A 21,489-nucleotide genomic window follows, 5' to 3' on the forward strand; every position below is an offset into this window, starting at 1 on the left:
GCTCAGGCCCCCGGGACGCGGTCCAGGAAGCCGAGCACCGACACGATCCGGCCGTCCTCGGCCAGCCGCACCACGTCGAAGCCGGCGACCGGCGCCGACCCGTCCGGCGCGACCAGCTCCCAACCGAACCGGGCGATGTCGTGGTGGCCGTCCACCGCGCCGAGCGGGCGGAACACGAAGCCCGGGAACTGCTGGTGCGCCCCGGTGATCAGCGCCGTGAGCCCGTCGTGCCCGGCGACGTCGGCCAGCGGGTCGGTGTAGGTGGCCTGTGCGGTGAAGGCCGCCGTCACGGCCCGGGCGAGCGCCCCGGCCTCGGTGGCGTTCCAGGCCGCGAGGTAGCGCTCGGCGGCGGCCGCGTGGTCGATGGCCGGCGCGGGGGCGACCTGCTGCACGTTCTGCGACATCACGAACTCCTGGTGGTTGGCGGCGGAGGCGTCGGGTACGGACCCGGCGCCCGTCCGACGCGCGTTCCGGAACGGATCCGGCGGACAGGTGACTGACGGAGCGTCAGCACCGGTCCACGGGCCGGAGTGCGCCGGCCCGTGAACCGATGCCCCGACTCTGCCGGAGCGACGGGGGCCGGTCGATTACCCGCAAGGTAATGCCCCTGGTCGCAGCGGTGCGGCCAGGGGCATTAGTCCGGGCGGGACGCCGCGGCGGGGTGGTCAGTCCGTCGCGGGGCCGGTGCGCGCGCCCTGGTCCACCGGGGCGCCCTCAGCGGGCTCCGCGGGGGCCTCCCCGGCGGCGTCCGAGCGGCGTCCGCGGCCCGTCGACCGGCGGGCGGCCATCAGCGCGTACACCAGGATCCCGACGAAGAGGAACAGCACGCCCTGGTAGATCGCGGCGTAGCCGGCGCCGGCCACCAGCCAGAAGGTGAAGCCGAAGGCGACCAGCGCGAGCGTCATGTCCCGGGCGAAGCGGCCGGGGCGGACCCGGTCGCGGCGGCCGGTGAGCAGGAAGTAGATCTGCGCGCCGGCGGCGAGGAGGTAGGGGACGGTGGCCGAGAAGGTCGTGATCAGCACCAGGATCTCGAAGACCCCGCCGCTGCCGGTGAAGTAGTTGATCACGGTCAGGGCGCTGGCCAGCACCGCGGCGGCCAGCACCCCGAAGGTCGGCACGCCGCGCCGCTTGGTGAGGAACGCGGCCGGGAAGAGGCCGTCCTTGGCGGCGGCGTACGGGGACTGCGCGCTCATCAGCGTCCAGCCGTTGAGCGCGCCGATGATGGAGATCACGGCGGCGGCCGCGATGAGCGTTCCGCCCCAGTGGCCGCCGAACATCGCGTCCACGGCGTCGGAGAACGGCGCCTTGGAGTGGACCAGCTTGTCGTGCGGAACGGTGCCGAAGACCGACACGGTGCCCAGGAGGTAGACCACGGCGGCGCCGATGGTGCCCAGGACGGTGGCCCGGCCGACGTTGCGCTCGGGGTCGCGGACCTCGCCGGCGCTCATCGCGGCCGACTCCACGCCCACGTAGCTGTAGAGCAGGATCGCGGCCGCCGCGGACAGCCCGCCCAGGGTGCTGCCGCCGCCCTCGTGGAACGCCCCGAGCTTGTGCGGGTCGAAGAAGAACAGGCCGACGATCGCGATGAACAGCAGCGGCACGAACTTCAGGACCGTGGCGACCAGTTGGACCGCGCCGACGTAGCGGGTGCCCGCGAAGTTGGCGAGCGCCGGCAGCCACAGTGCGCCCAGCGCGACCATCAGGTCGACGCCGCGGGAGGCGTGGCCGGGGAAGAGCACGTGGACGTAGCCGACGGCGGCCACCGCCAGTGCGGCGTTGCTGACCCAAGTCATGGTCCAGTACGACCAGGCGGAGAGGAACCCGGCGAAGTCGCCGAACGCCTCGCGGGCGTAGACGTAGGGGCCGCCGGTGTCGGGATGGCGCTGGGCGAGCCGCCCGAAGACCAGGGCGAGGGAGATCGCACCGAGGGTGAGGACGCCGAAGGCGACCAGGCTGATGGTGCCGAAGGGGGCGACCGAGGCCGGCAGCAGGAAGATGCCGCCGCCGATGATGTTGCCCATCACCAGGGCGGTGGCCGTCAGGAGGTTCATCCGGAACGGACGCTGTGCTGATGGTTGCAGGTCAGAGGCGGCAGGGGTGGCCTCTGCAGTGGGATCGCGGTGCATGGTGGTGTGACGCGTCTCTCATCGTGCGGGCTCGCCGGGGTGCCGGCTGAGCCCATGGTCACCGGCCGCACGCAACCACTCAAAATCGCCGCGAATCGTCCTGCCGAAGCCGCTCGCCGGGCGAATTTCTTCGGCGGCGCCGCCCGGCTACCGAACGGTCCGCCGGGGTGGCACAACGTGTCGTCGCTGGTCGGGGGGGGCGGGAGGTCCCGCGCCGGTGCCGAGGGCCGAGGGTCAGGCGGTGAACCGGTCGGCCGGCTCCGGCCCCGGATCCGACCCGGGCTCGGGCTCGTGGCGCGGGCGTTCCGTCCCGGCGCCGACGGGCAGGTGCGGGCCGTGCGCCTCCCGCAGCCAGCGGCGCAGCACCTGGTGGACCTGCTCGGCGCCGGTCAGGGGCGTGCCGTCGGCAACCGGTGGGGTCAGTTCCGCGGGCCACAGCAGGAAGGGCCGGCTCTGCGGGCCGCCCAGCCCGCCGTGCGAGCCGATCTGCTCCTCGAAGGCGTGCACCGCCCCGGTCGCCGGCTCGCAGACGGAGTTGATCATGAGGTCGGCGACGTGCGGGAACCGGTCGGTGCGGCGGACCGCGGCGGCCGCACCGGGCCCGAAGGGCGCCAGCGGATCGGCGCCGATCACCCGCCCGCCGTCGAGGTGGTGCTCACCGCCGTCCGGCCCCAGCACCACCGGGCCGTGCACGGCCGAGCGCACCAGGACGAAGCCGATGCCCGGGTGACCGGCGAGCGTGTCGAGCAGCGCCGGGTGCCGGCGGTCCAACTCCTCGCGGGTGATCCGGCCGGGGACGTCCGGAAAGGACACCAGACCGAGGTTGCCGGAGGCCAGGACGACCGGCTGCGCACCGCGCCGGTCCCCGTCCGACGGGCCCTCGGGCCGGCCCAGCGCCGCCCGCGCCGCCTCCCGGGCCTCGGCGCCGCTGGGGGTGCGCCCGGCCCGCCCGCGGACCGGCAGCCCGCACCCGGCGCGGACCAGGTCCCCCAGGGTCAGCCCGTAGCGGTCCCGGAAGGTCGCGCCGGGGCTCTGGCCGTGGTCGGAGAGCAGCACGATGCGGTACGGCCGGGGCGCGTGCCGGGCGGCCTCGGCGATCAGGGCGATGCACCGGTCCAGGCGGCGCAGCACCTGGTGGGTGTCGCGGTGCGCGGGCCCGGAGTGGTGGGCCACCTCGTCGTAGGCGACCAGGTCGGCGTAGACGGCGGTGCGGCCCGCCAGCAGGTCGCCGACGACCGCCGCGACCACCACGTCCCGCTCGACGACCGTCGCGAAAGCCCGGATGACCGGGTACAGGCCGCCGCGCCCCACGCGCGGGCGCTCGCGGCGGCAGCGGCTGCGCAGCGCCTGCCCGATCTCCCGCAGGACGTCGGCGACGAACGAGACCGCGGTGCGGGTGGCGTTCGCCGGGTCGGAGAAGTAGGCGAAGTAGCCGGCCCGGGAGCGGTTGCGGCGACCGCGCCGGGCGGCCACCGACATCACCAGGGCGACCTGGTCGGCGCCGCCGCTGAAGAGGTTGCCGCGGCTGGCGCCGTCGTGCGCGAGCAGTCCCTCGTCGCCGGTGCGGGCGACGGCCCGACGTTGGAGTTCGGCGGCGCTGCTGGGCCGGTTGCTGACGATGAGGCCGCCGGTCTCCTTCTCGTACCAGCGGAAGGCCGGCAGGTCCTCGTTGCTGCCGTGCAGGAGGGCGAGCTGACTGGCACCGGTCTGACTGGACCAGTCGGTGTGCCACGGGGTGAGTCGGTGACTGGTGTCGATCCAGCGGGCGACGGTCGGCATCAGCGGCTGCTCACCGCGGGTCGCCGCCTGGAGGACGTCGTGACCGACGCCGTCGATCTGGAGGAAGACCGTGCCCGGCGTGACGGGTCCGCGGTCCGCGCGGGCCCGCCTGCCCCGCCGTCCGGCCAGCCGCACCAGGCGCCGCCGGTACGCCTCGTCGTTGCGCACCGCCAGGAAGGTGGAGGTCGCCGACGACGCCGCGGACATCACCGCCGCGACGATCACCGCGGTCTCCGGTGTGCTCCGCCCCCGACCGGCCGTCATCACATCCAGCGCGACCAGCAGCAGCGAGCCGTTGAGGAAGAACACCAACAACCCGAGCACCAGCGCCGGCACCAACAGCAGCGCACGCACCAGCAGCGGCCACACCAGGGCGCTGAGCAGGCCGAACGCGCCGGCGCCGAGCGCCGCGGTGAGCGCGGTGCGGGTGAGGCTGTCGCCACCGGCGGCCTGGAGCCGGAAGTCGGGCAGCACCGCCGCCAGGGCGAGCAGGGTCAGGCTGGAGACCGCCCAGACGGCCAGCACCCTCAGGAGGGCGCCGCCCAGGGCCTTCCACCGCGCGGTCCGCACGCCGTCCCGTCCTCCGCACTCCGGCCCACCGCACCGGCCGGGCGGGCATTCCGGCCAAGGGTGTCATCAAACCGGTCGGGTGTCATAAAGCGGGCGGCGGCGACGAGCGGGCGGGGCGTCGGGGCGGGCCGCCGCGCCTACGGGCGACACCGGCTTCCCGGGGGACCGGGGCTCCGCTTCCCCGGCGATGGGGGAGGATCGGTAGGGATCGAAGCGGGGACGGCCGGCTCCGGAGCGGAGCGGCGCCGCCCGCACATCCGACGCCGGGCGGCGAACGCCCCGGCCGGACCGGGAGGTGGACGGAGCGTGTCGCTGGAGGTCACCTGGTGGGGACATGCCACGGTGACGGTCGAGGATTCCGGTGTGCGGGTGCTCACCGACCCGCTGTTCGTGGCCCGCCTCGCCCACCTGCGGCGCCGACGCGGCGCCCTGCCGCCGCCCGAGGCGGCCCGCGCCGACGTGGTCCTGATCTCCCACCTGCACGCCGACCACCTGCACCCGGCGTCGCTGGCCCGGCTCGCCCCCGGCACCCGACTGGTCGTGCCGCACGGCGCGCCGGCCGCCGTCCCGGGGCTGCGCCGGGTGGCGGCGGCCAGGCGCCTGCCCGTCATCGAACTGCGGCCGGGCGAGGAGTGCCGCATCGCCCCGACGAGCGAACCGCCTCCCGCGGGCCCCGGTGCCACCACCGCCCCGGACGGCACGTCCGTTCCGCGCGCCCTGACCGTCCGCGCGGTGCGCGCCGCGCACGACGGCCGGCGACTGCCCTACGGCCCGCATCGCGTCCCGGCCCTCGGCTACGTCGTGCACGGCACGGCCCGCACCTACTTCGCCGGCGACACCGGCCTGTTCGAGGAACTGCCGGACGAGGTCGGGCCGTGCGACCTGGCGCTGCTGCCGGTGGGCGGCTGGGGCCCGTTCCTCGGCCACGGGCACCTGGACGCCCGCCGGGCCGCGGTGGCCGCCGCCCGACTGGCGCCGTGCAGCGCCGTACCGGTCCACTACGGCACCTACTGGCCCCTCGGTCTGGACGCGGTGCGACCCCACGAGTTCCACGCGCCGGGCCAGGAGTTCGAACGACAGGCCGGGCTGCTCGCCCCGGGGGTCACGGTGCACCGGCTGGCGCACGGCGAGTCCGTCCGCCCGAGGACCCGCCGATGACGGCCGCCGGCACCCTGGCCGGGGCGGCGTGGGCGAACGGCCTCCACCAGGTGGTCGCCCACGTCCCGCCGGAGTCGACCCAGCAGGCGGTGGGCTACCCGTCGCTGTTCCTCCTGGTGGTGCTGGGCTCGCTGGTGCCCGTCGTCCCCACCGGCGCGGTGGTCAGTTCGGCCGCGGCGGTCGCCTTCCACCACAGTTCGCCGCTGGCGCTGCTGTTCGTCTTCGTGGTCGCGTCGGGCGCCGCGTTCCTCGGGGACCTGGGCCTGTACTGGCTCGGGCGACGCGGCGTCCGCTCCCGCAACGGCTCGCGCTGGCTGGCCCGGCTCCGGGCCCGCGCCGCACCGGAACGCCTGGCGCAGGCGCAGCAACGGCTCCGGGAACACGGCGTGCTGGTCCTGGTCCTGTCCCGGCTGGTCCCGGCCGGCCGGATCCCGGTCATGCTGGCCTGTCTGCTCGCCGCCATGCCGCCGCGGCGCTTCGCCCGCGGCGACCTGCCGGCGTGCCTGGCCTGGGCGGCGACGTACCAACTGATCGGCGTGCTGGGCGGCTCCCTCTTCCCCAAGCCCTGGCAGGGCGTGGCCGCCGCGATCGGCCTGACCGTACTGTTCGGCGCCGCACCGGCCGCCTGGCGCCGCCTCCGCCCGGCACCGGCGGTCAGCGAGGGGCGAACGGCGGACGGGGACGGCTGAGGGAACGGTCGCGACGGTTGCGCCCGACGACGCGGCACGGCAGCGGCAGGGTCGGAACGGTCCCCGCGGTCCCCCGGACCACGGCCGCCCCTCCGCCTCAGCCGTACGCCTCCCTCACCGTTCCTCCAACACCCGCGAGGCGCCCACCGGGAGGTCCCACAGGTCCGACCGCGGACGGCCGGTCGCCGCCCACGCGGCCCGGATGCGGTGCAGCGGCTCCAGCGGAGGTTCGGCGGACAGCAGGAACGTCGACCAGTGCATCGGTGCCAGGACCCGCGCGCCCACGTCCTGGCAGGCCCGCACCGCCTCCTCCGGGTCGGTGTGCACCGGCCGCAGCATCCAGCGCGGGTCGTACGCCCCGATGGGCAACAGCGCCAGGTCGACGTCCTGGTAGCGGCGGCCGATCTCCTCGAACCAGTGGCCGTAGCCGGTGTCCCCCGCGAAGTGGACCCGCCGCCCGTCGGGGGCGGTGAGCACCCAGCCGCCCCACAGGGACCGGCAGGTGTCGGTCAGCGTCCGCTTGCTCCAGTGGTGCGCGGGCACGAAGTCGATCCGCACCGGGCCGTCCGGGCCCGGCAGTTCCACCGCCTCCCACCAGTCCAGGTCGGTGACCCGGGTGAAACCGCGCCGCCGGGCCCAGACCGCCAACCCCGCGGGAAGCAGCAACGGGACGTCACGCGGCAGCCGCTTCAGCGTCGGGGCGTCCAGGTGGTCGTAGTGGTTGTGGCTGATGACGACGGCATCGACCGGCGGCAGGTCCTCCCAGCGGACCCCGACGGGGGTGACCCGGGCGGGCGTGCCGAGGATCTTGCGCGACCACACCGGGTCGGTGAGGACGGTCAGCCCGCCGATCCGGACGACCCAACTGGCGTGCCCGGCCCAGGTCAGCGCGAGGGTCGACGGTCCGACCCGCGGCATCGGGCCGGGCTCGAAGGGGAGTTGCTGGATCTGCCGGAGCATCTCGGGGGACGGGCGGAGCTTGCCCTCCCGCGCGATCCGGGCCAGTGCGCGGACACCGGGCAGCGGCGCCGTCAACCGGTCGGTGAAGTCCCGGGGCCAGGTGCGCGGCTCGCCCAGGGGGCGCGGCTCGGCGAGCGGTGGCGGCGCGGTGGCCGGGAGCGCCACGGTGGCGGTGTGCCCCGCCGCGTCCACGGCCACGCCCCCGTGTCCGGTGCCGCCGGCGCCGCCGTGCCCGTCGTCGCCGTGCCGGTCGTCGGCACCCGCACGCGGCTCGGCGCGGGCGGGCTCGTCCAGGGAGCGCCCGGCGGGAGAACGCTCGGTCTGTTCGGTCATCTAGGGGCTCCATTCGATGGCCGGGCGGAACCGGAGTGCGGAACCGGAGTCACGAGGCGGGCGGGTGGGCCATGGCGCGCACGCGACGACGGAGGGGGAACGGAAAGGACGGGGGAAGAGACAGGGAAAGAAGCGGGGGGAAGAAGCGGGGAAAGAAGCGCTCCGCGAGGCAGGCGACGGCGGCGACGATGACGAGGGCTCAGGCTTGCCGGTCACCGGATCGGAACCGGAACCGGGCCGCGGGCGGGTGACGCAACGCCGCACCCCCGGGGCGGCACCGGCCTCGCGCCACTGCCCCGGGCCCTGCTGCGGCCGCCGGCTCAGCGGTCCTCGCCCCCCTCCGCGTCCGGCCCCCGCACCGCGCCGGAGCCCCCCGCCGCCGGTGCCTCCCCGGCGCGCGCCACTCCCGTGGAACGGTGCGGCCGCCCCTGCGCCCCGCCCAGTGCGGCCAGCGTCCGCTCCAGGTCCCGCACCCCCGCCCGCACGTGCGGCAGCGTCAGGGGGTCCGCCGCGTCCAACGTCCGCTGGCGCAGCGCCATGTCGGCGCCGAGCAGCCCGTCCACCCCCAGCCGCACCCGCAGGGCCTCCGGGTCGTCCTCGAAACGGTGGCCGCCACGAGCCGCCCACGGCGCCAACTCCCTTTCCAAGGCCGCCGATCCGACGATCCCGCGGTCACCGAGCGGCCGCCGCAGCGGTTCGAGGTCGGCGTAGAGGTGACTGCCCGCGTGCGGAGGACGGCACAGTGCGCCGGCCCCCGCGAGCGCGCGATGCAGCGCCCCGGTCAGCGCCCCGTACACCCGGGCAGCGACCGCGGTCCGTTCCCGCACGGCGTCGGGTTCACCGAGCGCGTGGGTGACCGCGCCGGCCAGCGGCCCGGGAAGGGGCGTGTGCAGCCGGGCGAGCGTCTGGCACACGGCGTCCCGGAGGACGGCGCCCCGGCGGGTGCCGGGGAAACGGGCCAGCGCGACGGGCCAGGAAACGGGCAGCAGCGCGGCCCGCAGATCGGTCAGCACCACGACCTCACCGGGCAGCATCTCGGCCGGGCTGAGCACCACGGTGTCGTGCGGATCGTGCAGCAGGTCCCGGCGCGACTCGTCGCTGATGAGCCACAGCCCCTCCTCCGCCGCCGCCTCGCACACCTCGTGCAGTTGCTCCGGTGGCGGACAGGTGCCGGTCGGGTCGTCCGCGACCGAGAGCACCAGGACGCGCGGCGTGTCACCGTGCATCCGGGCCCGCCGTACGGTCTCCAGCAGCGCGAACGGGTCCGGCAGCCCGCCCGATTCGGCCGGCACCGGCGTCACGTGGACCGGCCGGCCGAGCAGCCGGGCGGGCGGCGCGTACCACTCGGCGCACGGCCGCGTCAGCAGCACCGCGCCGTCCACCGCGGCGTACAGGGCGAGGAGCAGGGCGGCCGCCCCGGGCGCGGCGAGCACCCGGTCGGGCGGGGTGAACAGGCCGCGGCGCTCCCAGTAGCCGCAGGCCGCGGTGCGCAGCGGCGCGGAGCCACCGGGAGGTTCGGGGGCGGTGCGACCGGCGGCGGCGGCGAGGTGCGCGGCGAGTTCCGGGAGGACCGGCAGGCCCGCCGGCGGGGCGGGGTCCGGCTCCCGCTGCGGATCCGATGCGGTCCGCTGCATCCGTACCTCCACTCCCCGGCGGCCGGTCGATCGTGGGCCCATCACATGATGAACGGCCCCGACCACCTTCGCAGATCACGCGGGTGGCGACCGCGGACGACACGTCAACGGAGGGTGACCGCTGCCCCCTGAGCCGAACGGCGCCGTGGCCGCGCGGGGACGGGGCCGTAAGGGGGCGTCTCCCGGCCGTACGGGAACGCTGTCGTGCGGGAACGTTCCGGCACGACCTTGCCGAGCGGGTCCGTCCTCGTGCGGCGCCCGCCGGGCCCACCGGGCGCCCGGCGGTTACAGCCGGTGCATCGCCACGGGCCGCCGACGCACCCGGCGCCCCCGGAGAGGCAACGGCCGGCTGCGCCCAAACGGGGCTGCCCACAGCCAGACGGGGCATCGCCCGCCCCGCCGAGATGCACGTCCCGTCCGCCCTACGGCGCCTCGTACCGGTGCACGCTCACCACTTCCGCGACGGACCCCGGCGCGCTCCACTCCTGCCGCTCGGTGCCGCGCCGCACCCAGCCCCGCCGTTCGTACAGCGCGACCGCCGCGGAGTCGGAGGTCTTCACTTCCAGGACGAGCCGCACCCCGCGGTCCGCCGCCTCCGCCTCGACGGCAGCCAGCAGCCGCGCGCCGAGACCACGGCCGCGCGCACCGGGCGAGACGTAGAGACGGCTGACCTCACGCCCGCACAGCGCGGCATGGCCGAGCAGCACCCCGCCCGCCTCGGCGACCCAGGCGGCGGTCAACCCGTCAGGAGTGAGCCACCGCTGTGGCTCAGCGGGCCAGTGATGGGGATAACCGCTGTCCGCGTGCACGTCGGCGAGGACCGCGACGCAGTCATCGAGATCCGCATCGCACCGCCGTCGCACCACCTCCGGCGGCCCTCCCCCGTCGCCCGCCGCACCACCACGCGTCCCACTCATCGCCGCCGCCCCCTGCTCATCCGTCCCCGGCCTCGACCGGCCCCGTCTGCACCGCTCCCCGCCATCCTCACAGCCGCACCTCTCCGCCTCCACCTCCCCCTCCCTCCCCACCGCGCCAGCCACCCGAGCCCCGCGGAAAACATCCGCCCCAGACCCATGCGTCCGCCTCTCTCCTCCCCCTCCCCTCCCTCCTCCCTTCCTTCGCACCGGCTCCCCGGCCTGCCCCGCCCCTCCCGGGGTACAGGTGACCCATGCGAACGCCAACGCTCCTCACCCACCTCGACCGGTGGGCCTTCGACCGGATCGCCACCCGCGAGTGGCCGGGCGCCCAGCGCGTCCTGCCCAAACTGACCCGCAGCGCCAACCACGGACTCCTGTGGTTCGGCGTGGCGGCCGGAGCGGCAGCGCTCGGCGGGCGGCCCGCACGACGGGCCGCCGTGCGCGGCATCGCCTCGTTGGCCGTGGCCTCCGCGACGGTGAACACCCTCGGCAAGCGCTCCGTGCGCCGCGCCAGGCCGCTGCTGGACGTCGTCCCGGCGATGCGGCGGCTCCAACGCCAGCCCTTCACCTCCTCGTTCCCGTCCGGGCACGCGGCCTCGGCGGCCGCCTTCGTCACCGGCGTCGCCTTCGAGAACAAGTGGTGGGGGCTGGCCCTCGCCCCGGTCGCCGCCTCCGTCGCCTTCTCCCGCGTCTACACAGGCGTGCACTATCCCGGCGACGTGGTGGCGGGGGCCGCGCTCGGCGTGGGCGCGGCCTTCGCGGTCCGCGGCTTCGCGCCGACCCGCGCCCAACTGGCCCCGCCCGCCCGGCCGCGCGCCGAGGCGCCCGCGCTGCCCGGTGGGCGCGGACTGTTCGTGGTCGCGAACGCGGGCTCCGGCCAACGTTCGGGCCCGCGCCCCGACCGGGCCTCGGAGGTCCTCGGGGTCCTCCCGCACGCCGAGGTCGTGGTCTGCGGCAATCCGGACGGGCCGCCGCTGGACAAGGCCCTGGAGGAAGCCGCCGAACAGGCCAAGGCGCACGGCGGCGCCCTCGGGGTGCTGGGCGGCGACGGCACCGTCAACGCGGCGGCCACGGTCGCGGTGCGGCACGGCCTGCCACTCGCCGTCCTGCCCGGCGGCACCCTCAACCACTTCGCCTACGACCTCGGCATCGAAACCTACGCGGAGGCGGCACGCGCCGTGGAGACCGGCGAGGCCGTCGCGGTGGACGTGGCGCGCTTCCGGGCCGGACCACACCAGGAGGGCCAACACTTCCTCAACACCTTCTCCATCGGCGCGTATCCGGAACTGGTACGGATCCGGGAACGGTGGGCGCACCGCATCGGCGCCTGGCCCGCCGGCGTCCTCGCCGCGTGGGAGGTGCTGCGCACCGCCGCACCGCTGAACGTGGAGATCAACGGCGAACGACGCTCGGTCTGGCTGCTGTTCGTCGGCAACTGCCAGTACCGCGGCCTGGGCACCGCCCCGGTCCGCCGTCACGACCTCGCCGACGGCGTGCTCGACGTCCGGGTGGTGCACGGCGGCCGACTGGCCCGCACCCGACTCCTCGCCGCCGCCCTCCTCGGCACCCCGCGCAGCTCCCCGGTCCTTGGCGAGGCCCGCCTCCCCCGACTGCGGATCGGCGGCCTCCCGGACGACGCCCCGCTCGCCTTCGACGGCGAAGTGACCACGGTGAACGGCGAGTTGGCCCTGGAGAAGAAGAACGAGGCCCTCACCGTCTACCGCCTCCTTCCCGCCTGAACCGCACGTTTCGCCTCACCTGCGGCCGGCCGGCTTGCCTGCTTGCCGGCCGGTCGGCCTGCCCCGGCCCGCCTCGGAGGCGGTTGACGCTCCGGCTCTTGCCCCGGGGGCCTCCCCCCCCCCGGGGCCCCGCCCCGCCCCCTCCCCACCCACACCCCTCCCTCAACACCCCACCCCGCCCCTCCGCGCACCCCATCCCACCCCTGCGCGCGCCTCCTCCCCGCACCCCGATTCCCGCTCCTCGCCCCTCACTCCACCCACTCGCGTCCACATTACAAGACGCCACTCTCGCGATACGAGACACCCGCGTACGGTGTGAGGGCAGCACACCACGGGGCTTCCGCACCCGGTCGTGGCCCGTCACGGCCGCGCGCGACAGCCCCCCGATGCCCGCGAAGGAGCCGTCCATGCCGCAGGAATCCGCCGTCTACACCCACGGCCACCACGAGTCCGTACTGCGCTCGCACACCTGGCGCACCGCCGCCAACTCGGCTGCCTACCTGCTGGATTCACTGCGCCCGCACATGCAGGTCCTGGACATCGGTTGCGGCCCCGGCACCATCACCGCCGACCTGGCCGGCCTGGTGCCGGACGGTCACGTCACCGGCCTGGAGCACGCACCCGCCGTCCTGGAGCAGGCCCGCGCCACGGCCGCCGCCCGCGGAGTGGAGAACATCCGCTTCGCGGTCGGCGACGTCCACGCACTGGACTTCCCCGACGACAGCTTCTGCGTGACGCACGCCCACCAAGTGCTGCAGCACGTGGGCGATCCCGTGCAGGCGCTGCGCGAGATGCGTCGCGTCACCAAGCCCGGCGGCATCGTCGCCGTGCGCGACTCGGACTACGCCACCATGACCTGGTATCCGGAAGTCGAGGGCATGGACGGCTGGTTGGACCTGTACCGGCGGGTGGCGCGCGCCAACGGCGGCGAGCCGGACGCCGGACGCCGACTGCACGCCTGGGCGCGCCAGGCCGGCTTCCCGCCGGAGAACATCACGGCGTCCGCGAGCACCTGGTGCTACCGGACCCCGGAGGAGCGGATCTGGTGGTCGGAGCTGTGGGCGGACCGTACGGTCGCCTCCTCCTACGCCAAGCTGGCGGTTGACGGCGGGCACGCCACCACCGAGGAGCTGTCCCGCATCGCCGCGGCGTGGCGGGAATGGGGAGCCCAGGAGGACGGGTGGTTCGCGATGCTGCACGGCGAGGTGCTGTGCCGGGTGTGACGTAGCGTCAGCCCCCGCTCGCCGTCACGCCGTCTCCACTGCGTGGGCACGGTGTGATCACACCGCGACCTGGGGTTAGCGCAGCCGCGGGGAGCCCAACTAGGCTGATCCATATGGACATTCTGGGGACCTCACTTCGGGTATGTGTCGGCGACCTCGATGCCGCGGTCACGACGTACGAACGGTTGACCGGCGCCGAGGCGATCCGCTTCCAACGCGGTGGGGTGGCGGTCGCGGCGGTCGGGTGCTTCTTCCTGATGAGCGGCCCGGAAGCGGAACTGTCGGTGCTGCGCAAGATCGCCGCGACCATCGCCGTGCAGGACGTGGACGTGGCGGTGGCCGATCTCACCGCGGTCGGCGCGGACATCATCGCCGGGCCGCTGGCCACCCCCATCGGCCGCAACCTGATCGCCCGTCATCCGGACGGTTCGGTCTTCGAGTACGTCGACCGCAGCCAGGGCGTCTAGGCGGCGTCGCGCTCCGCGCGGCGTCGCCCGTCGCGCCCTCGCCTCCCGTGCGTTCCGCTCGGTGGTGCCCCGGTGGATCTCGCCGCCGAGGTGATCGCGCCCGCACGTCGGTCACACCTCCAGGACGATCTTGCCGCGGGTGCGGCCGGCCATGCTGAGTCGGAACGCCTCGGCGGCTTCCGGCAGGGGAAGCACCGCGTCGACCGGCACGGTCAGCTTTCCCGCGTCGGCGAGGATGGCCAGTGCGGTCAGGTCGGCGCTGTCCGGTCTGACCCACACCATGTGCCCGCCCTTCGCCCGGACCTCGCCGTCGGCGATCGACACGACGCGGCTCGGCTCCTTGAGCAGGGCCCGGGAGACGTCGACGGCCCCGCCGCCGACGAAGTCCAGTGCCACGTCGACACCTTGGGGCGCCAGGTCGCGGACCCGGTCCGCGAGGCCGTCGCCGTAGGTGACGGGTTCGGCGCCCAGGGAGCGGAGGAAGTCGTGGTTGCGCTCGCTGGCGGTGCCGATCACGCGGGCCCCCTCGGCGACGGCGATCTGCACGGCGAGTGAGCCGACCCCGCCGGCGGCGGCGTGCACCAGCACCAGGTCGCCCGCTCTGGTCCGGGCCCGCTTGAGCGACTGATAGGCCGTCAGCCCGGCCAGGGGCAGACCGGCGGCCTGGTGCCAGTTGAGGGAGTCGGGCTTGCGGGCCAGGGTGCGCACCGGCGCGGCGACGAGTTCGGCGTAGGTGCCGTGTTGTACCTCGTCCTTGCGGACGTAGCCGATGACTTCGTCGCCGACCGCGTACTCGGAGGCGTCGGCGCCCACGGCCTCGACCACCCCGGCGACGTCCCAGCCGGGGATGAGGGGGAAGTGGACGTGCATCATGCCGTCGAGGTGGCCGGCGACGATCTTCCAGTCGACCGGATTGACGCCGGCGGCCTTCACTCGGATCAGCACCGAGTCGGGTCCGACCTTGGGTTCGGGTTGCTCGGAGTGGGTGAGGACCTCGGGTCCACCGTAACTGTTCGTGGTGATTGCCTTCATGACCGTCACAACGCGTGACGATCGGCGGGGATTCCGGAGTCCGGCACTCTTTTTCAAATGGCATATGCCAGCGCGGAAACGGGGCGGGCTCCCGGCGGGACGGCCCGCCGGGAGTCCCACGCCGCTCCGCTACGCCGGATCCGTCGGGCGCATCCGGAACTCGTACCGTTCGGGCAGTGGATGCTCCGCCCGGGCCCGTTCCGCGGCCTCCGCGGTCACCGGACCGTCCGCCACGACCAGTCGTTCGGCGATGGCGTACCAGGTGTCGCTCAGCACCTCCGCGCCCTCCTGCAGGTCGGCGATCTCGAAGCCCTCGTCGAAGACCTCCCGGGCCGCCCGCGGCTGCCCCTGGGCGAGCAGGACCTGCGCCGTCAGCAGCCGGAAGCGGCCGCCGGCACGCTCTGCCGGGCGCAGTGCCGCCAGCATCGCCGCGGCCTCTTCGGCCCGTTCCGCCGCAAGCAGCGCGGGGACCGCCGTGCGGGCGAGGGCCGGCAGGGTCTCCTGCCAGACCCGGGCGGTCGTCGGATCGTCGGAGGCGGCCGACCTGGTGGCGCAGGCGAACGCCTCGGCGAAGCGGTCGGCGGCGTGCGCGGCTTCGCCCGCCGCGGATTCGGCGACGGCCAGGCAGTACAGCGGAAGGCAGCCGGCGCCGTGGGCCAGGGCGCGTTCCCAACTGCGGACGGCCTGCGCGCGATCGCCGGCGTGCCACTGGGCGAGTCCGAGGTGGTACTCGGCGGCCGCACCAGGGCGGGCGGATTCCAGGAGGTCGCGCCAGGCCGGGGAGACCAGCGCGGGTCCGGGGAGCGGGGCGGCGGGCAGTTCCCCGGTCCTGAGCAGAGTCAGCCAGGGCTGCTGCGCGGCGCTCAGCGTGGCCGGGTCGAAGGGCGTGCCGGGGAGGTCCAGGCCCGCCCGGGCCGTTTCGAGGGCGCCCCAGCCGGAGCCGGTGGCGAGGTGTTCCTTGGGTTCCTGGTCGGCGTGGGGGAGCCAGGCGGCGTACGCGGCGTCGACGTCGGCCCGCGGCAGGACTTCGGACAGTCGGGTCTCGACGGCGTCGCGCGCCGCCGCCCAGTCGGTGCCGTGCACCGCCGACGGGTCGGCGCTCAGCGGTCCGTACGCCTCCAGCCAGGTGAATTGGCCGCCGGCTTCGAGTGGGACGTGCTCCAGTTGGGTGCGGGCGAGACCGGCCTGGATCTCCGCGTAGCCGGCGGTGCCGGGCTCGGTGAGCCAGCGCTGCCAGCGGCGGCCGGCCCGGCCGGATCCCCACAGGAAGAGCTTGCGGCCGGACAGGGTGCCGGTGGAGGTCTGCACCAGGCCGTGGCCGTCGCGGTCGAGGGAGGCGATCCAGGGGCGCGTGCCCTGGGGCAGGTCGTAGAAGTAGTCGGCGGGGAACTCGCTGCGCAGCGGGTAGGTGCGGTCGGCCCCGTCGGACTCCGGCACCGGGACGTGGTGCAGGGTGCGTTGGTATCCGAAGTGCCAGGCGGCTTCGGCGGGGGCCAGTACGCGGGTGTGCGCGTCTTCGGGTACGGCGGTGTTGGACCACCAGTAAGCCGGGGTGGTGTGGTGGTGGGGATTGCGGATGCGCACGCCGACGTAGAGGAATTCGGCGTCGTCGGGCAGCCACAGGTCGACCTGGAAGGGCAGGTCGCGCAGGCGTTCCCACTCCCACAGGCGCAGCATCGTCCCGCCGTCGGGTGCGGGTACTCGGGCGGCGTGCAGGGGGGCGCAGGAGAGGGTGGTGTGGCCGGTGGCGCCGACGTTCCATTCGATGCCGCCGGAGAACCACGCCCCGTTGAGGGCGAAGGCGGCGGGCTGCACCACCGGGTTGCGGTAGAGGAGTTCGCGGCCGGTGGGCTTGTGGTGGAGGGAGTGCACCCGGCCGCCGAGTCCGGGGAGGACAGTGGCGCGCAACCGGTCGTTCTCGATCACCAGCGCGTCGATGTCGGTCAGGTGGCGCTCCCGGCCGTAACCGTCCCGCATTTGGGTGGGCAGGATCGAGCGCAGTGGTGCGTAGCCGGTCTGCCGTGCCATGTCGGCGGGCAGCGCGGCGTCCTGGGGGATCTCGACGCGGTGTGCGTCGCCGACCCCGTGCAGTGCGGGCAGCGGATTGTCCGGGCCGAGGGCGGCCATGGGGAGGGTGAGGGTGGTGCGGTGCACGCTGGTGGCCACGGCTGCCTCGCAAGGTCGGACCGGACCACCTCGGCTGTGGCGGCCCCTTGTTGACCATGGAACAACGTGACGGCCCGTCTGAACAGGGCTGCTGTTGGCCAGCTGGGGTCAGGGTTGCGCAAAAACGTCCGTCAGGAGGTCGGCCAGCAGGACCGCCCCGGAGCCGTCGGGGTCGCGGTCCGGGTCGTAGATCGACACGGTCACGCCCACGCAGCGCGAGGAGGCGGCCAACGGGGCGAGCAGCGAACGGAGTTCCTCGGTGAACAGGCCGCCGGGGTCGGGGCTGTCCACCGCGGGCATGACGGTGGGGTCCAGCACGTCCGCGTCCAGGTGGATCCAGAAGCCGTCCAGTGGGGAGTTCTGCAGGTGTCGCAGTGCCTCCCGGGCGACAGCTTCCGACCCGTGCCGCCGGATCCCGCCGACGTTGGTGCAACTGATGCCGAGTCCGGCCAGCTCGGGTTGGTCCACGGCCGCGTCGCGGACCCCGAGGAGGCACACGTCCTCGTCGCGGACGTACGGGCGCAGTCCCTCGATGTCCGTCAGCTCGGCCTGGCCGCGCCCGGTGATCTGTGCGACGCCCTCTCCGGCGGCGGCGCCCACCGGGCCGGCCACCGCGGTGTTGTCGGGGTGCCGGAAGTCACCGTGCCCGTCCAGGTAGGCGACGCCGTACCGGCCCAGTCGCCGCAGGGCGAGCACCGCGCCGAGCAGGATGCTGCAGTCGCCGCCGAGGACGACGGGGAAGTCGCCGCTGCGCACGTGGCCCTGCACCCGGCGGGCGAGTCGCGCGCTGTACGAGGCGATCGCCGGGGCGTGGAAGTCCCCGTCCCCCTCGCGCCAGTCCCCCAGGCCGTAGCGGGGCGGCACCACCACGCCGCCCTCCAGGGCGCCGAGCCGTCGCAGCAGTCCCTGTTCCCGCAGCGCCCCGGCGAGCTTGTAGCAGCCGGGCACCACACCGGGGGCGGGCGGTCGCAGTCCCAGGTTGGACGGAGCATCGATCAACACGTTCCGGCGCATGCGGCGATCGTAACGGGCGGCGTACAAACGGCCGGTCGTTGCAGGGGGTTGCACGGTAATTGCCGGGCGGTGCGAGGTCGGTGCGGCATAGCCTCTACTGCTGCACACGGGGAACGGCGAGCAGAACGGAAGCGGTGGAGATGGCCACGCAGCACACCTACCGAGTGATCGTCCGCGGTAAGTGGGACCAGCTCACGGAGGAGGCCCGGGCGACGCTGCTCGCCGAGGTCGAGGACCACGGGCTCGCGCGGATGCAGTTCACCGCCGAGGGCTCGCTTTCCTACGACGCCGCGCTGCACGCCTTCAGTTACCGCTTCGTCATCGTCTCGGACGCCGAGTACGGCGAGGAGATGGCCGCCGCGCTCGGGGAGGAGAAGGCGGAGGACGCGCTGCGGGCGGCGGGGCTGGGCCATCGGGAGCTGCGGTCCACCGCGACCGACATGGACACGATGAAGATCAATCGGAAGGGCCGCTAGGGGCGCTCCCGTGGGAGGGCATCGCGTGGGGGTGCGTCACTTCCCCGGTTCGTCGGGGCGCGGCTCGTTGAAGCGGAGCCGGTTGCCGAAGGGGTCGATCAGGGTGAGGCCGGTGCCGAACTCGTCCTCCTCCAGGCCGGGCCGCAGGTAGGGGTAGTCCTTGGCGGTCAGTTCGGTGTGCAGGGCCCGCACGCCGGTCAGCTCGACGTAGACGGTGGAGCCGGGCGTGGCGTCGCCGTGGTGCTCCGAGAGGTGCAGCGCCAGGCCGCTGCGGGAGACCTGGGTGTAGAGCGGCATGTCGGGTGCGAAGCGGTGTTCCCAGTCGATGGTGCAGCCGAGGTAGTCGACGTAGAAGTCGTGCGCCTTGGCCACGTCGAAGATCCGGAAGATCGGTACGGCGCGTCGGACGACGACGTCCCCCGCGCCCTTGGATTCGTTCACTCCGCCTCGCCGCCTCTCCGGACGTCCCGGTCCGCCCGGTCGCCCTCCTGGACCGCCCGGTCGGCCGGGTCCTTCCGGTCCGTCTGGTCGTCTGCGTCCTCAGGGACCATCTCACGGGTGACGGCCCAGCGCTCGTGGTCGCGCCAGGCGCCGTCGACGAAGAGGAAGTCCGGGGAGAACCCCTCCAGGCGGAAGCCCGCGCGCTCGACCAGGGAGATCGACTGTCTGTTGGTCGGCTGGATGTTGGCCTCCAGGCGGTGCAACCCCAGGTGGTCGAAAGCGTACCGGAGCACCAGCCGCAGGCCCTCGCTCATCAGGCCGCGGCCGGCGGCGGGCGCGAAGGCGCCGTAGCCGATGGCGCCGCTACGGAAGGCGCCGTGCACGATGTTGTTGATCGTGAGGTAGCCCGCGATCCGGCCGCTGTCGTGCTCGCAGATCAAGAAGCCCTCCCGGAGCGGTTCCTGGAGCCGCGCCAGGTAGCCGTCGAACGCGGCATCGTCGTCCGGCGGGAAGAGCCAGGGCCGGTGCAGGTCGGCGCTCTGCCGGCTGAGCGCGGTGAACTCCGCCCGGTCCGCGGCGGTGAAGTGCCGGATGCCCACCCGGGGGCCACGTGCGAGATAGCGGTCGGTGCTCGTCATCCGCAGATCGTACGAGGGCCGGCGAGACCGGACCAACCGCGTTCTTCCGCCTGGTGACCGGCCGTCCCGTGGCCTACGGGCAAACTCGCTACCCGCCCGTAGGCCACGGCGTCGGTGCGGCTCGTCGGGGCCGGTGTACGGGGCGGGTGCGGTCAGGGCCCTATGGGTGTGCGGAGGGGCGCCAGGCGGGCGCATCGGCACCCCAACGGCCGGGCGGCGTGCACCAGTTGGTCGGTCCTCCGGCGAAGGACACCGGAGGCAGTGCGTGCCGCAGCCGCCCTACGGGACTGTGGGTTTCCCTGAGGTGGCGGGCGGGGTCGTGGCCGGGAGCGGCCGTCGGGTCCGTGGTGCCCTCGGGGCCGGCAGGCTCGGGCTCGTCCGTGAGGCCCTCGATGAGCCAGCGCGCCGTACGGGCGAGGGCCAGCGTCGCGAGGCGTGAGCCGCCCGTCAGGGACTGCTCGGTCAGTGCCCGCAGGACCGCCGCGGCCAGCAGGTAGCCGGTGCCGTGGTCCAGTGCCTGCGCGGGCAGTGCGCCCGGGGTGCCGTCCGCGCCGGCTTCGACCGCGGCGATGCCGGTCGCGACCTGCACGAGGCTGTCGAATCCGCGGCGTTCGCCCCAGGGGCCGTCGTCGCCCCAGGCGGAGAGGCGGGCCACGACCAGGCCGGGGCGGCGCTCGGCGAGGGCTTCGGGGGCGAGCCCGAGACGGTCCAGGGCGCCGGGGCGGTAGCCGGTCACCACGACGTCGGCCTCCGCCAACAGCGCCTCGAAGGACGTGCGGCCGCTGCGCGAGCCCAGGTCGAGGGTGGTGGAGCGCTTGCCGAAGCCGGTGTCGCAGTGGGCGTCCTGGCTCTCCGGCAGCTGCGGGGCGTCGATGCGGAGGACGTCGGCTCCGAGGAGGGCGAGGGTGCGGGTGGCCACCGGGCCGGCGATCACCCGGGTCAGGTCCAGCACCCGCAGCCCGGCGGCGGGCAGCAGGGGGTCACCGGCGCGGGCCGGCAGGGGGTGCGGCGGGGCGTCGGCGCCGAGGGCCTCCCGGGTCACCAGGGGATGGCGGGCGACGGCGGTGCCCTGTTCGTGGGCGGACCACTCCTCGGGGGTGCGGGCGGCGACGGCCAGGCCGCCCGCCGCGTGGACGGCCTCTTCGAGGTCTTCGCAGCGGCGTGCGGCGATGGCGGCCTCGGCGTCCGCGGGCGTCGCGGTGGCGGACAGGCCCAGGGCGTCGAGCAAACGGGTGCGGTGGTGGGGGTAGTTGGCGTGGGTGCGCAGCCAGCCGTCGGTGGTGCGCCAGAAGCGGGAGAGCGGTGCGAAGGCGGTCGGGGCGCGGCCCTCGATCCGCAGGTGCCGTTCGCTGACGAAGGCGGTGGCCACGGCGCCGTCGTCGACCCGTACCGCGGGCAGCGGGACGCCGTCGCGCCGGGCGGCCAGTTCGGCCGCGGCGAGCGCGCAGACGGCCACCGTGGAGCGGGCCAGGGCCATGACCGGGAGGCGGGCCGCGAGCAGGCCGGGCGGGCCGTCGTAGGAGATCCGCGCCGTGAGCCCGGGGGCGCCGCCGAGCGCCGCCCATGCCTGGTCCGTGCCGGCGGTCCGCCGTCGTGTGTCGTCTCGTTGCACCATGAACCGAGTCTGGCACTGAGTGCCACTCTTGACTAGTAGGTGGGGCGCCCGTGACGCGCCTACGGACGGTGCGTCCACCAGCGCTTTCCCGCGGTGGGCGCGGACAGTGCCACCTCGCGGTGGGCCCTGCGCAGCACGCCGCGGGCGACGAAGGGGTGGAGTCGGCGTGGCGCGGCCCAGTGGAGCGCGCCGCGGTGGTGGATGCGGACACCGTGCCGAGGGTGACGTGGTCGTCGGTGACCAGCAGGGACGCGCGGAAGTCGAGGTGTCCGGCGTCCTTGCCGAGCAGTGTCTCGCCACCTTGCCGGGCGAGGACGGGGAACGGGGCCCGGCGCAACGCCCGCTGCCACGCCTCTGCTTCGCGCGGCATGCCGGGTCGCAGCGGCAACTGCCAGGCGTCGCGGAAGTCCACACCCGAGAAGGCACTGCGTGCCAGGGTCGCGCCGCCTACCGGGAGGGGTGCGGCCGTCGGGCGATCCCATCGGAGGCGGTTGAGCAGTCGCGCGCGGGGT

General features: G+C 74.7%; 18 protein-coding genes. 6 read left to right on the forward strand and 12 right to left on the reverse strand.

All coding sequences use genetic code 11. The features are described 5' to 3' along the window. Nucleotides 1-2: 2 nt before the first annotated feature. From ACLJT4_RS11895 to ACLJT4_RS11905, 3 genes are all read right to left on the reverse strand, one after another. Entirely contained in the window at nucleotides 3-404 is a 402-nt protein-coding gene (locus ACLJT4_RS11895; RefSeq protein WP_411122235.1) for a nuclear transport factor 2 family protein, read from the reverse strand. Between the two features lie 261 nt (nucleotides 405-665). Continuing rightward, complete coding sequence (locus ACLJT4_RS11900; RefSeq protein WP_411122236.1) at nucleotides 666-2,051, reverse strand: amino acid permease; 1,386 nt, start codon at nucleotides 2,049-2,051, stop codon at nucleotides 666-668. 309 nt (nucleotides 2,052-2,360) lie between these two features. Further along, nucleotides 2,361-4,475, reverse strand: coding sequence for a phage holin family protein (locus tag ACLJT4_RS11905; protein WP_411122237.1), 2,115 nt, complete (start codon nucleotides 4,473-4,475; stop codon nucleotides 2,361-2,363). A 306-nt stretch (nucleotides 4,476-4,781) separates the two neighbouring features. Between ACLJT4_RS11905 and ACLJT4_RS11910 the strand changes: the two genes are divergently transcribed. Continuing rightward, nucleotides 4,782-5,633: an MBL fold metallo-hydrolase gene (locus tag ACLJT4_RS11910; protein WP_411122238.1), complete on the forward strand. Its 852-nt coding sequence runs from the start codon at nucleotides 4,782-4,784 to the stop codon at nucleotides 5,631-5,633. After that, nucleotides 5,630-6,322 carry a DedA family protein gene (locus ACLJT4_RS11915; RefSeq protein ID WP_411122239.1) on the forward strand — a complete coding sequence of 231 codons (693 nt, stop codon included), beginning with the start codon at nucleotides 5,630-5,632 and terminating at the stop codon, nucleotides 6,320-6,322. The genes ACLJT4_RS11910 and ACLJT4_RS11915 overlap by 4 nt, the downstream gene beginning before the upstream one ends. Nucleotides 6,323-6,436: 114 nt before the next feature. Here the strand turns inward: ACLJT4_RS11915 and ACLJT4_RS11920 are convergent, their stop codons facing one another. The 3 genes from ACLJT4_RS11920 to ACLJT4_RS11930 form a co-directional block, all read right to left on the reverse strand. After that, nucleotides 6,437-7,615 carry an MBL fold metallo-hydrolase gene (locus tag ACLJT4_RS11920; protein ID WP_411122240.1) on the reverse strand — a complete coding sequence of 393 codons (1,179 nt, stop codon included), beginning with the start codon at nucleotides 7,613-7,615 and terminating at the stop codon, nucleotides 6,437-6,439. Nucleotides 7,616-7,935: 320 nt separating this feature from the next. After that, nucleotides 7,936-9,249, reverse strand: a complete 1,314-nt coding sequence (locus ACLJT4_RS11925; protein ID WP_376556419.1) for an aminotransferase class I/II-fold pyridoxal phosphate-dependent enzyme — start codon at nucleotides 9,247-9,249, stop codon at nucleotides 7,936-7,938. A 422-nt stretch (nucleotides 9,250-9,671) separates the two neighbouring features. Beyond that, complete coding sequence (locus ACLJT4_RS11930; RefSeq protein ID WP_411122241.1) at nucleotides 9,672-10,166, reverse strand: GNAT family N-acetyltransferase; 495 nt, start codon at nucleotides 10,164-10,166, stop codon at nucleotides 9,672-9,674. Between the two features lie 251 nt (nucleotides 10,167-10,417). On the opposite strand from ACLJT4_RS11930, the gene ACLJT4_RS11935 reads away from it, so the two are divergent. From ACLJT4_RS11935 to ACLJT4_RS11945, 3 genes are all read left to right on the forward strand, one after another. Next, nucleotides 10,418-11,905: a bifunctional phosphatase PAP2/diacylglycerol kinase family protein gene (locus ACLJT4_RS11935; RefSeq protein WP_411122242.1), complete on the forward strand. Its 1,488-nt coding sequence runs from the start codon at nucleotides 10,418-10,420 to the stop codon at nucleotides 11,903-11,905. A gap of 407 nt (nucleotides 11,906-12,312) precedes the next feature. Continuing rightward, a complete protein-coding gene (locus ACLJT4_RS11940) occupies nucleotides 12,313-13,128 on the forward strand; it encodes a methyltransferase domain-containing protein (protein ID WP_411122243.1) in 816 nt (271 codons plus the stop codon). A 113-nt stretch (nucleotides 13,129-13,241) separates the two neighbouring features. Beyond that, the gene (locus tag ACLJT4_RS11945; protein ID WP_411122244.1) at nucleotides 13,242-13,595 is read left to right on the forward strand and encodes a VOC family protein; all 354 of its coding nucleotides are present in this window, start codon (nucleotides 13,242-13,244) and stop codon (nucleotides 13,593-13,595) included. A 111-nt stretch (nucleotides 13,596-13,706) separates the two neighbouring features. On the opposite strand, the gene ACLJT4_RS11950 is transcribed toward ACLJT4_RS11945, so the two are convergent. The 3 genes from ACLJT4_RS11950 to ACLJT4_RS11960 form a co-directional block, all read right to left on the reverse strand. Next, the gene (locus tag ACLJT4_RS11950; protein ID WP_411122245.1) at nucleotides 13,707-14,627 is read right to left on the reverse strand and encodes an NADP-dependent oxidoreductase; all 921 of its coding nucleotides are present in this window, start codon (nucleotides 14,625-14,627) and stop codon (nucleotides 13,707-13,709) included. 129 nt (nucleotides 14,628-14,756) lie between these two features. Further along, nucleotides 14,757-16,793, reverse strand: a complete 2,037-nt coding sequence (locus tag ACLJT4_RS11955; protein WP_411122246.1) for a DUF5107 domain-containing protein — start codon at nucleotides 16,791-16,793, stop codon at nucleotides 14,757-14,759. Nucleotides 16,794-16,901: 108 nt separating this feature from the next. Then, nucleotides 16,902-17,807, reverse strand: coding sequence for an arginase family protein (locus ACLJT4_RS11960; protein WP_411122247.1), 906 nt, complete (start codon nucleotides 17,805-17,807; stop codon nucleotides 16,902-16,904). A 140-nt stretch (nucleotides 17,808-17,947) separates the two neighbouring features. Between ACLJT4_RS11960 and ACLJT4_RS11965 the strand changes: the two genes are divergently transcribed. Further along, the gene (locus ACLJT4_RS11965) at nucleotides 17,948-18,283 is read left to right on the forward strand and encodes a DUF6204 family protein (RefSeq protein WP_411122248.1); all 336 of its coding nucleotides are present in this window, start codon (nucleotides 17,948-17,950) and stop codon (nucleotides 18,281-18,283) included. Nucleotides 18,284-18,319: 36 nt separating this feature from the next. Here the strand turns inward: ACLJT4_RS11965 and ACLJT4_RS11970 are convergent, their stop codons facing one another. The 3 genes from ACLJT4_RS11970 to ACLJT4_RS11980 all read right to left on the reverse strand — a co-directional run bounded on the left by ACLJT4_RS11970 (nucleotide 18,320) and on the right by ACLJT4_RS11980 (nucleotide 20,977). After that, the gene (locus ACLJT4_RS11970) at nucleotides 18,320-18,724 is read right to left on the reverse strand and encodes a glyoxalase superfamily protein (protein ID WP_411122249.1); all 405 of its coding nucleotides are present in this window, start codon (nucleotides 18,722-18,724) and stop codon (nucleotides 18,320-18,322) included. Beyond that, a complete protein-coding gene (locus ACLJT4_RS11975; protein WP_016573266.1) occupies nucleotides 18,721-19,362 on the reverse strand; it encodes a GNAT family N-acetyltransferase in 642 nt (213 codons plus the stop codon). Before ACLJT4_RS11975 ends, ACLJT4_RS11970 begins: the two co-directional genes overlap by 4 nt. Nucleotides 19,363-19,522: 160 nt before the next feature. Then, complete coding sequence (locus tag ACLJT4_RS11980) at nucleotides 19,523-20,977, reverse strand: CoA transferase (RefSeq protein ID WP_411122250.1); 1,455 nt, start codon at nucleotides 20,975-20,977, stop codon at nucleotides 19,523-19,525. Nucleotides 20,978-21,489: the final 512 nt, after the last annotated feature.

It is taken from the genome of Streptomyces sp. x-19, assembly GCF_046549115.1.
GTDB lineage: Bacteria > Actinomycetota > Actinomycetes > Streptomycetales > Streptomycetaceae > Streptomyces > Streptomyces albulus_C.

Bases quoted from the DNA above. Each gene is read 5' to 3' on its own strand.
- ACLJT4_RS11895 (WP_411122235.1), bottom strand. From the start codon at position 404: ATGTCGCAGAACGTGCAGCAGGTCGCCCCCGCGCCGGCCATCGACCAC.
- ACLJT4_RS11900 (WP_411122236.1), bottom strand. From the start codon at position 2,051: ATGAACCTCCTGACGGCCACCGCCCTGGTGATGGGCAACATCATCGGC.
- ACLJT4_RS11915 (WP_411122239.1), top strand. From the start codon at position 5,630: ATGACGGCCGCCGGCACCCTGGCCGGGGCGGCGTGGGCGAACGGCCTC.
- ACLJT4_RS11920 (WP_411122240.1), bottom strand. From the start codon at position 7,615: ATGACCGAACAGACCGAGCGTTCTCCCGCCGGGCGCTCCCTGGACGAG.
- ACLJT4_RS11925 (WP_376556419.1), bottom strand. From the start codon at position 9,249: ATGCAGCGGACCGCATCGGATCCGCAGCGGGAGCCGGACCCCGCCCCG.
- ACLJT4_RS11930 (WP_411122241.1), bottom strand. From the start codon at position 10,166: ATGAGTGGGACGCGTGGTGGTGCGGCGGGCGACGGGGGAGGGCCGCCG.
- ACLJT4_RS11935 (WP_411122242.1), top strand. From the start codon at position 10,418: ATGCGAACGCCAACGCTCCTCACCCACCTCGACCGGTGGGCCTTCGAC.
- ACLJT4_RS11940 (WP_411122243.1), top strand. From the start codon at position 12,313: ATGCCGCAGGAATCCGCCGTCTACACCCACGGCCACCACGAGTCCGTA.
- ACLJT4_RS11945 (WP_411122244.1), top strand. From the start codon at position 13,242: ATGGACATTCTGGGGACCTCACTTCGGGTATGTGTCGGCGACCTCGAT.
- ACLJT4_RS11950 (WP_411122245.1), bottom strand. From the start codon at position 14,627: ATGAAGGCAATCACCACGAACAGTTACGGTGGACCCGAGGTCCTCACC.
- ACLJT4_RS11960 (WP_411122247.1), bottom strand. From the start codon at position 17,807: ATGCGCCGGAACGTGTTGATCGATGCTCCGTCCAACCTGGGACTGCGA.
- ACLJT4_RS11965 (WP_411122248.1), top strand. From the start codon at position 17,948: ATGGCCACGCAGCACACCTACCGAGTGATCGTCCGCGGTAAGTGGGAC.
- ACLJT4_RS11975 (WP_016573266.1), bottom strand. From the start codon at position 19,362: ATGACGAGCACCGACCGCTATCTCGCACGTGGCCCCCGGGTGGGCATC.
- ACLJT4_RS11980 (WP_411122250.1), bottom strand. From the start codon at position 20,977: ATGGTGCAACGAGACGACACACGACGGCGGACCGCCGGCACGGACCAG.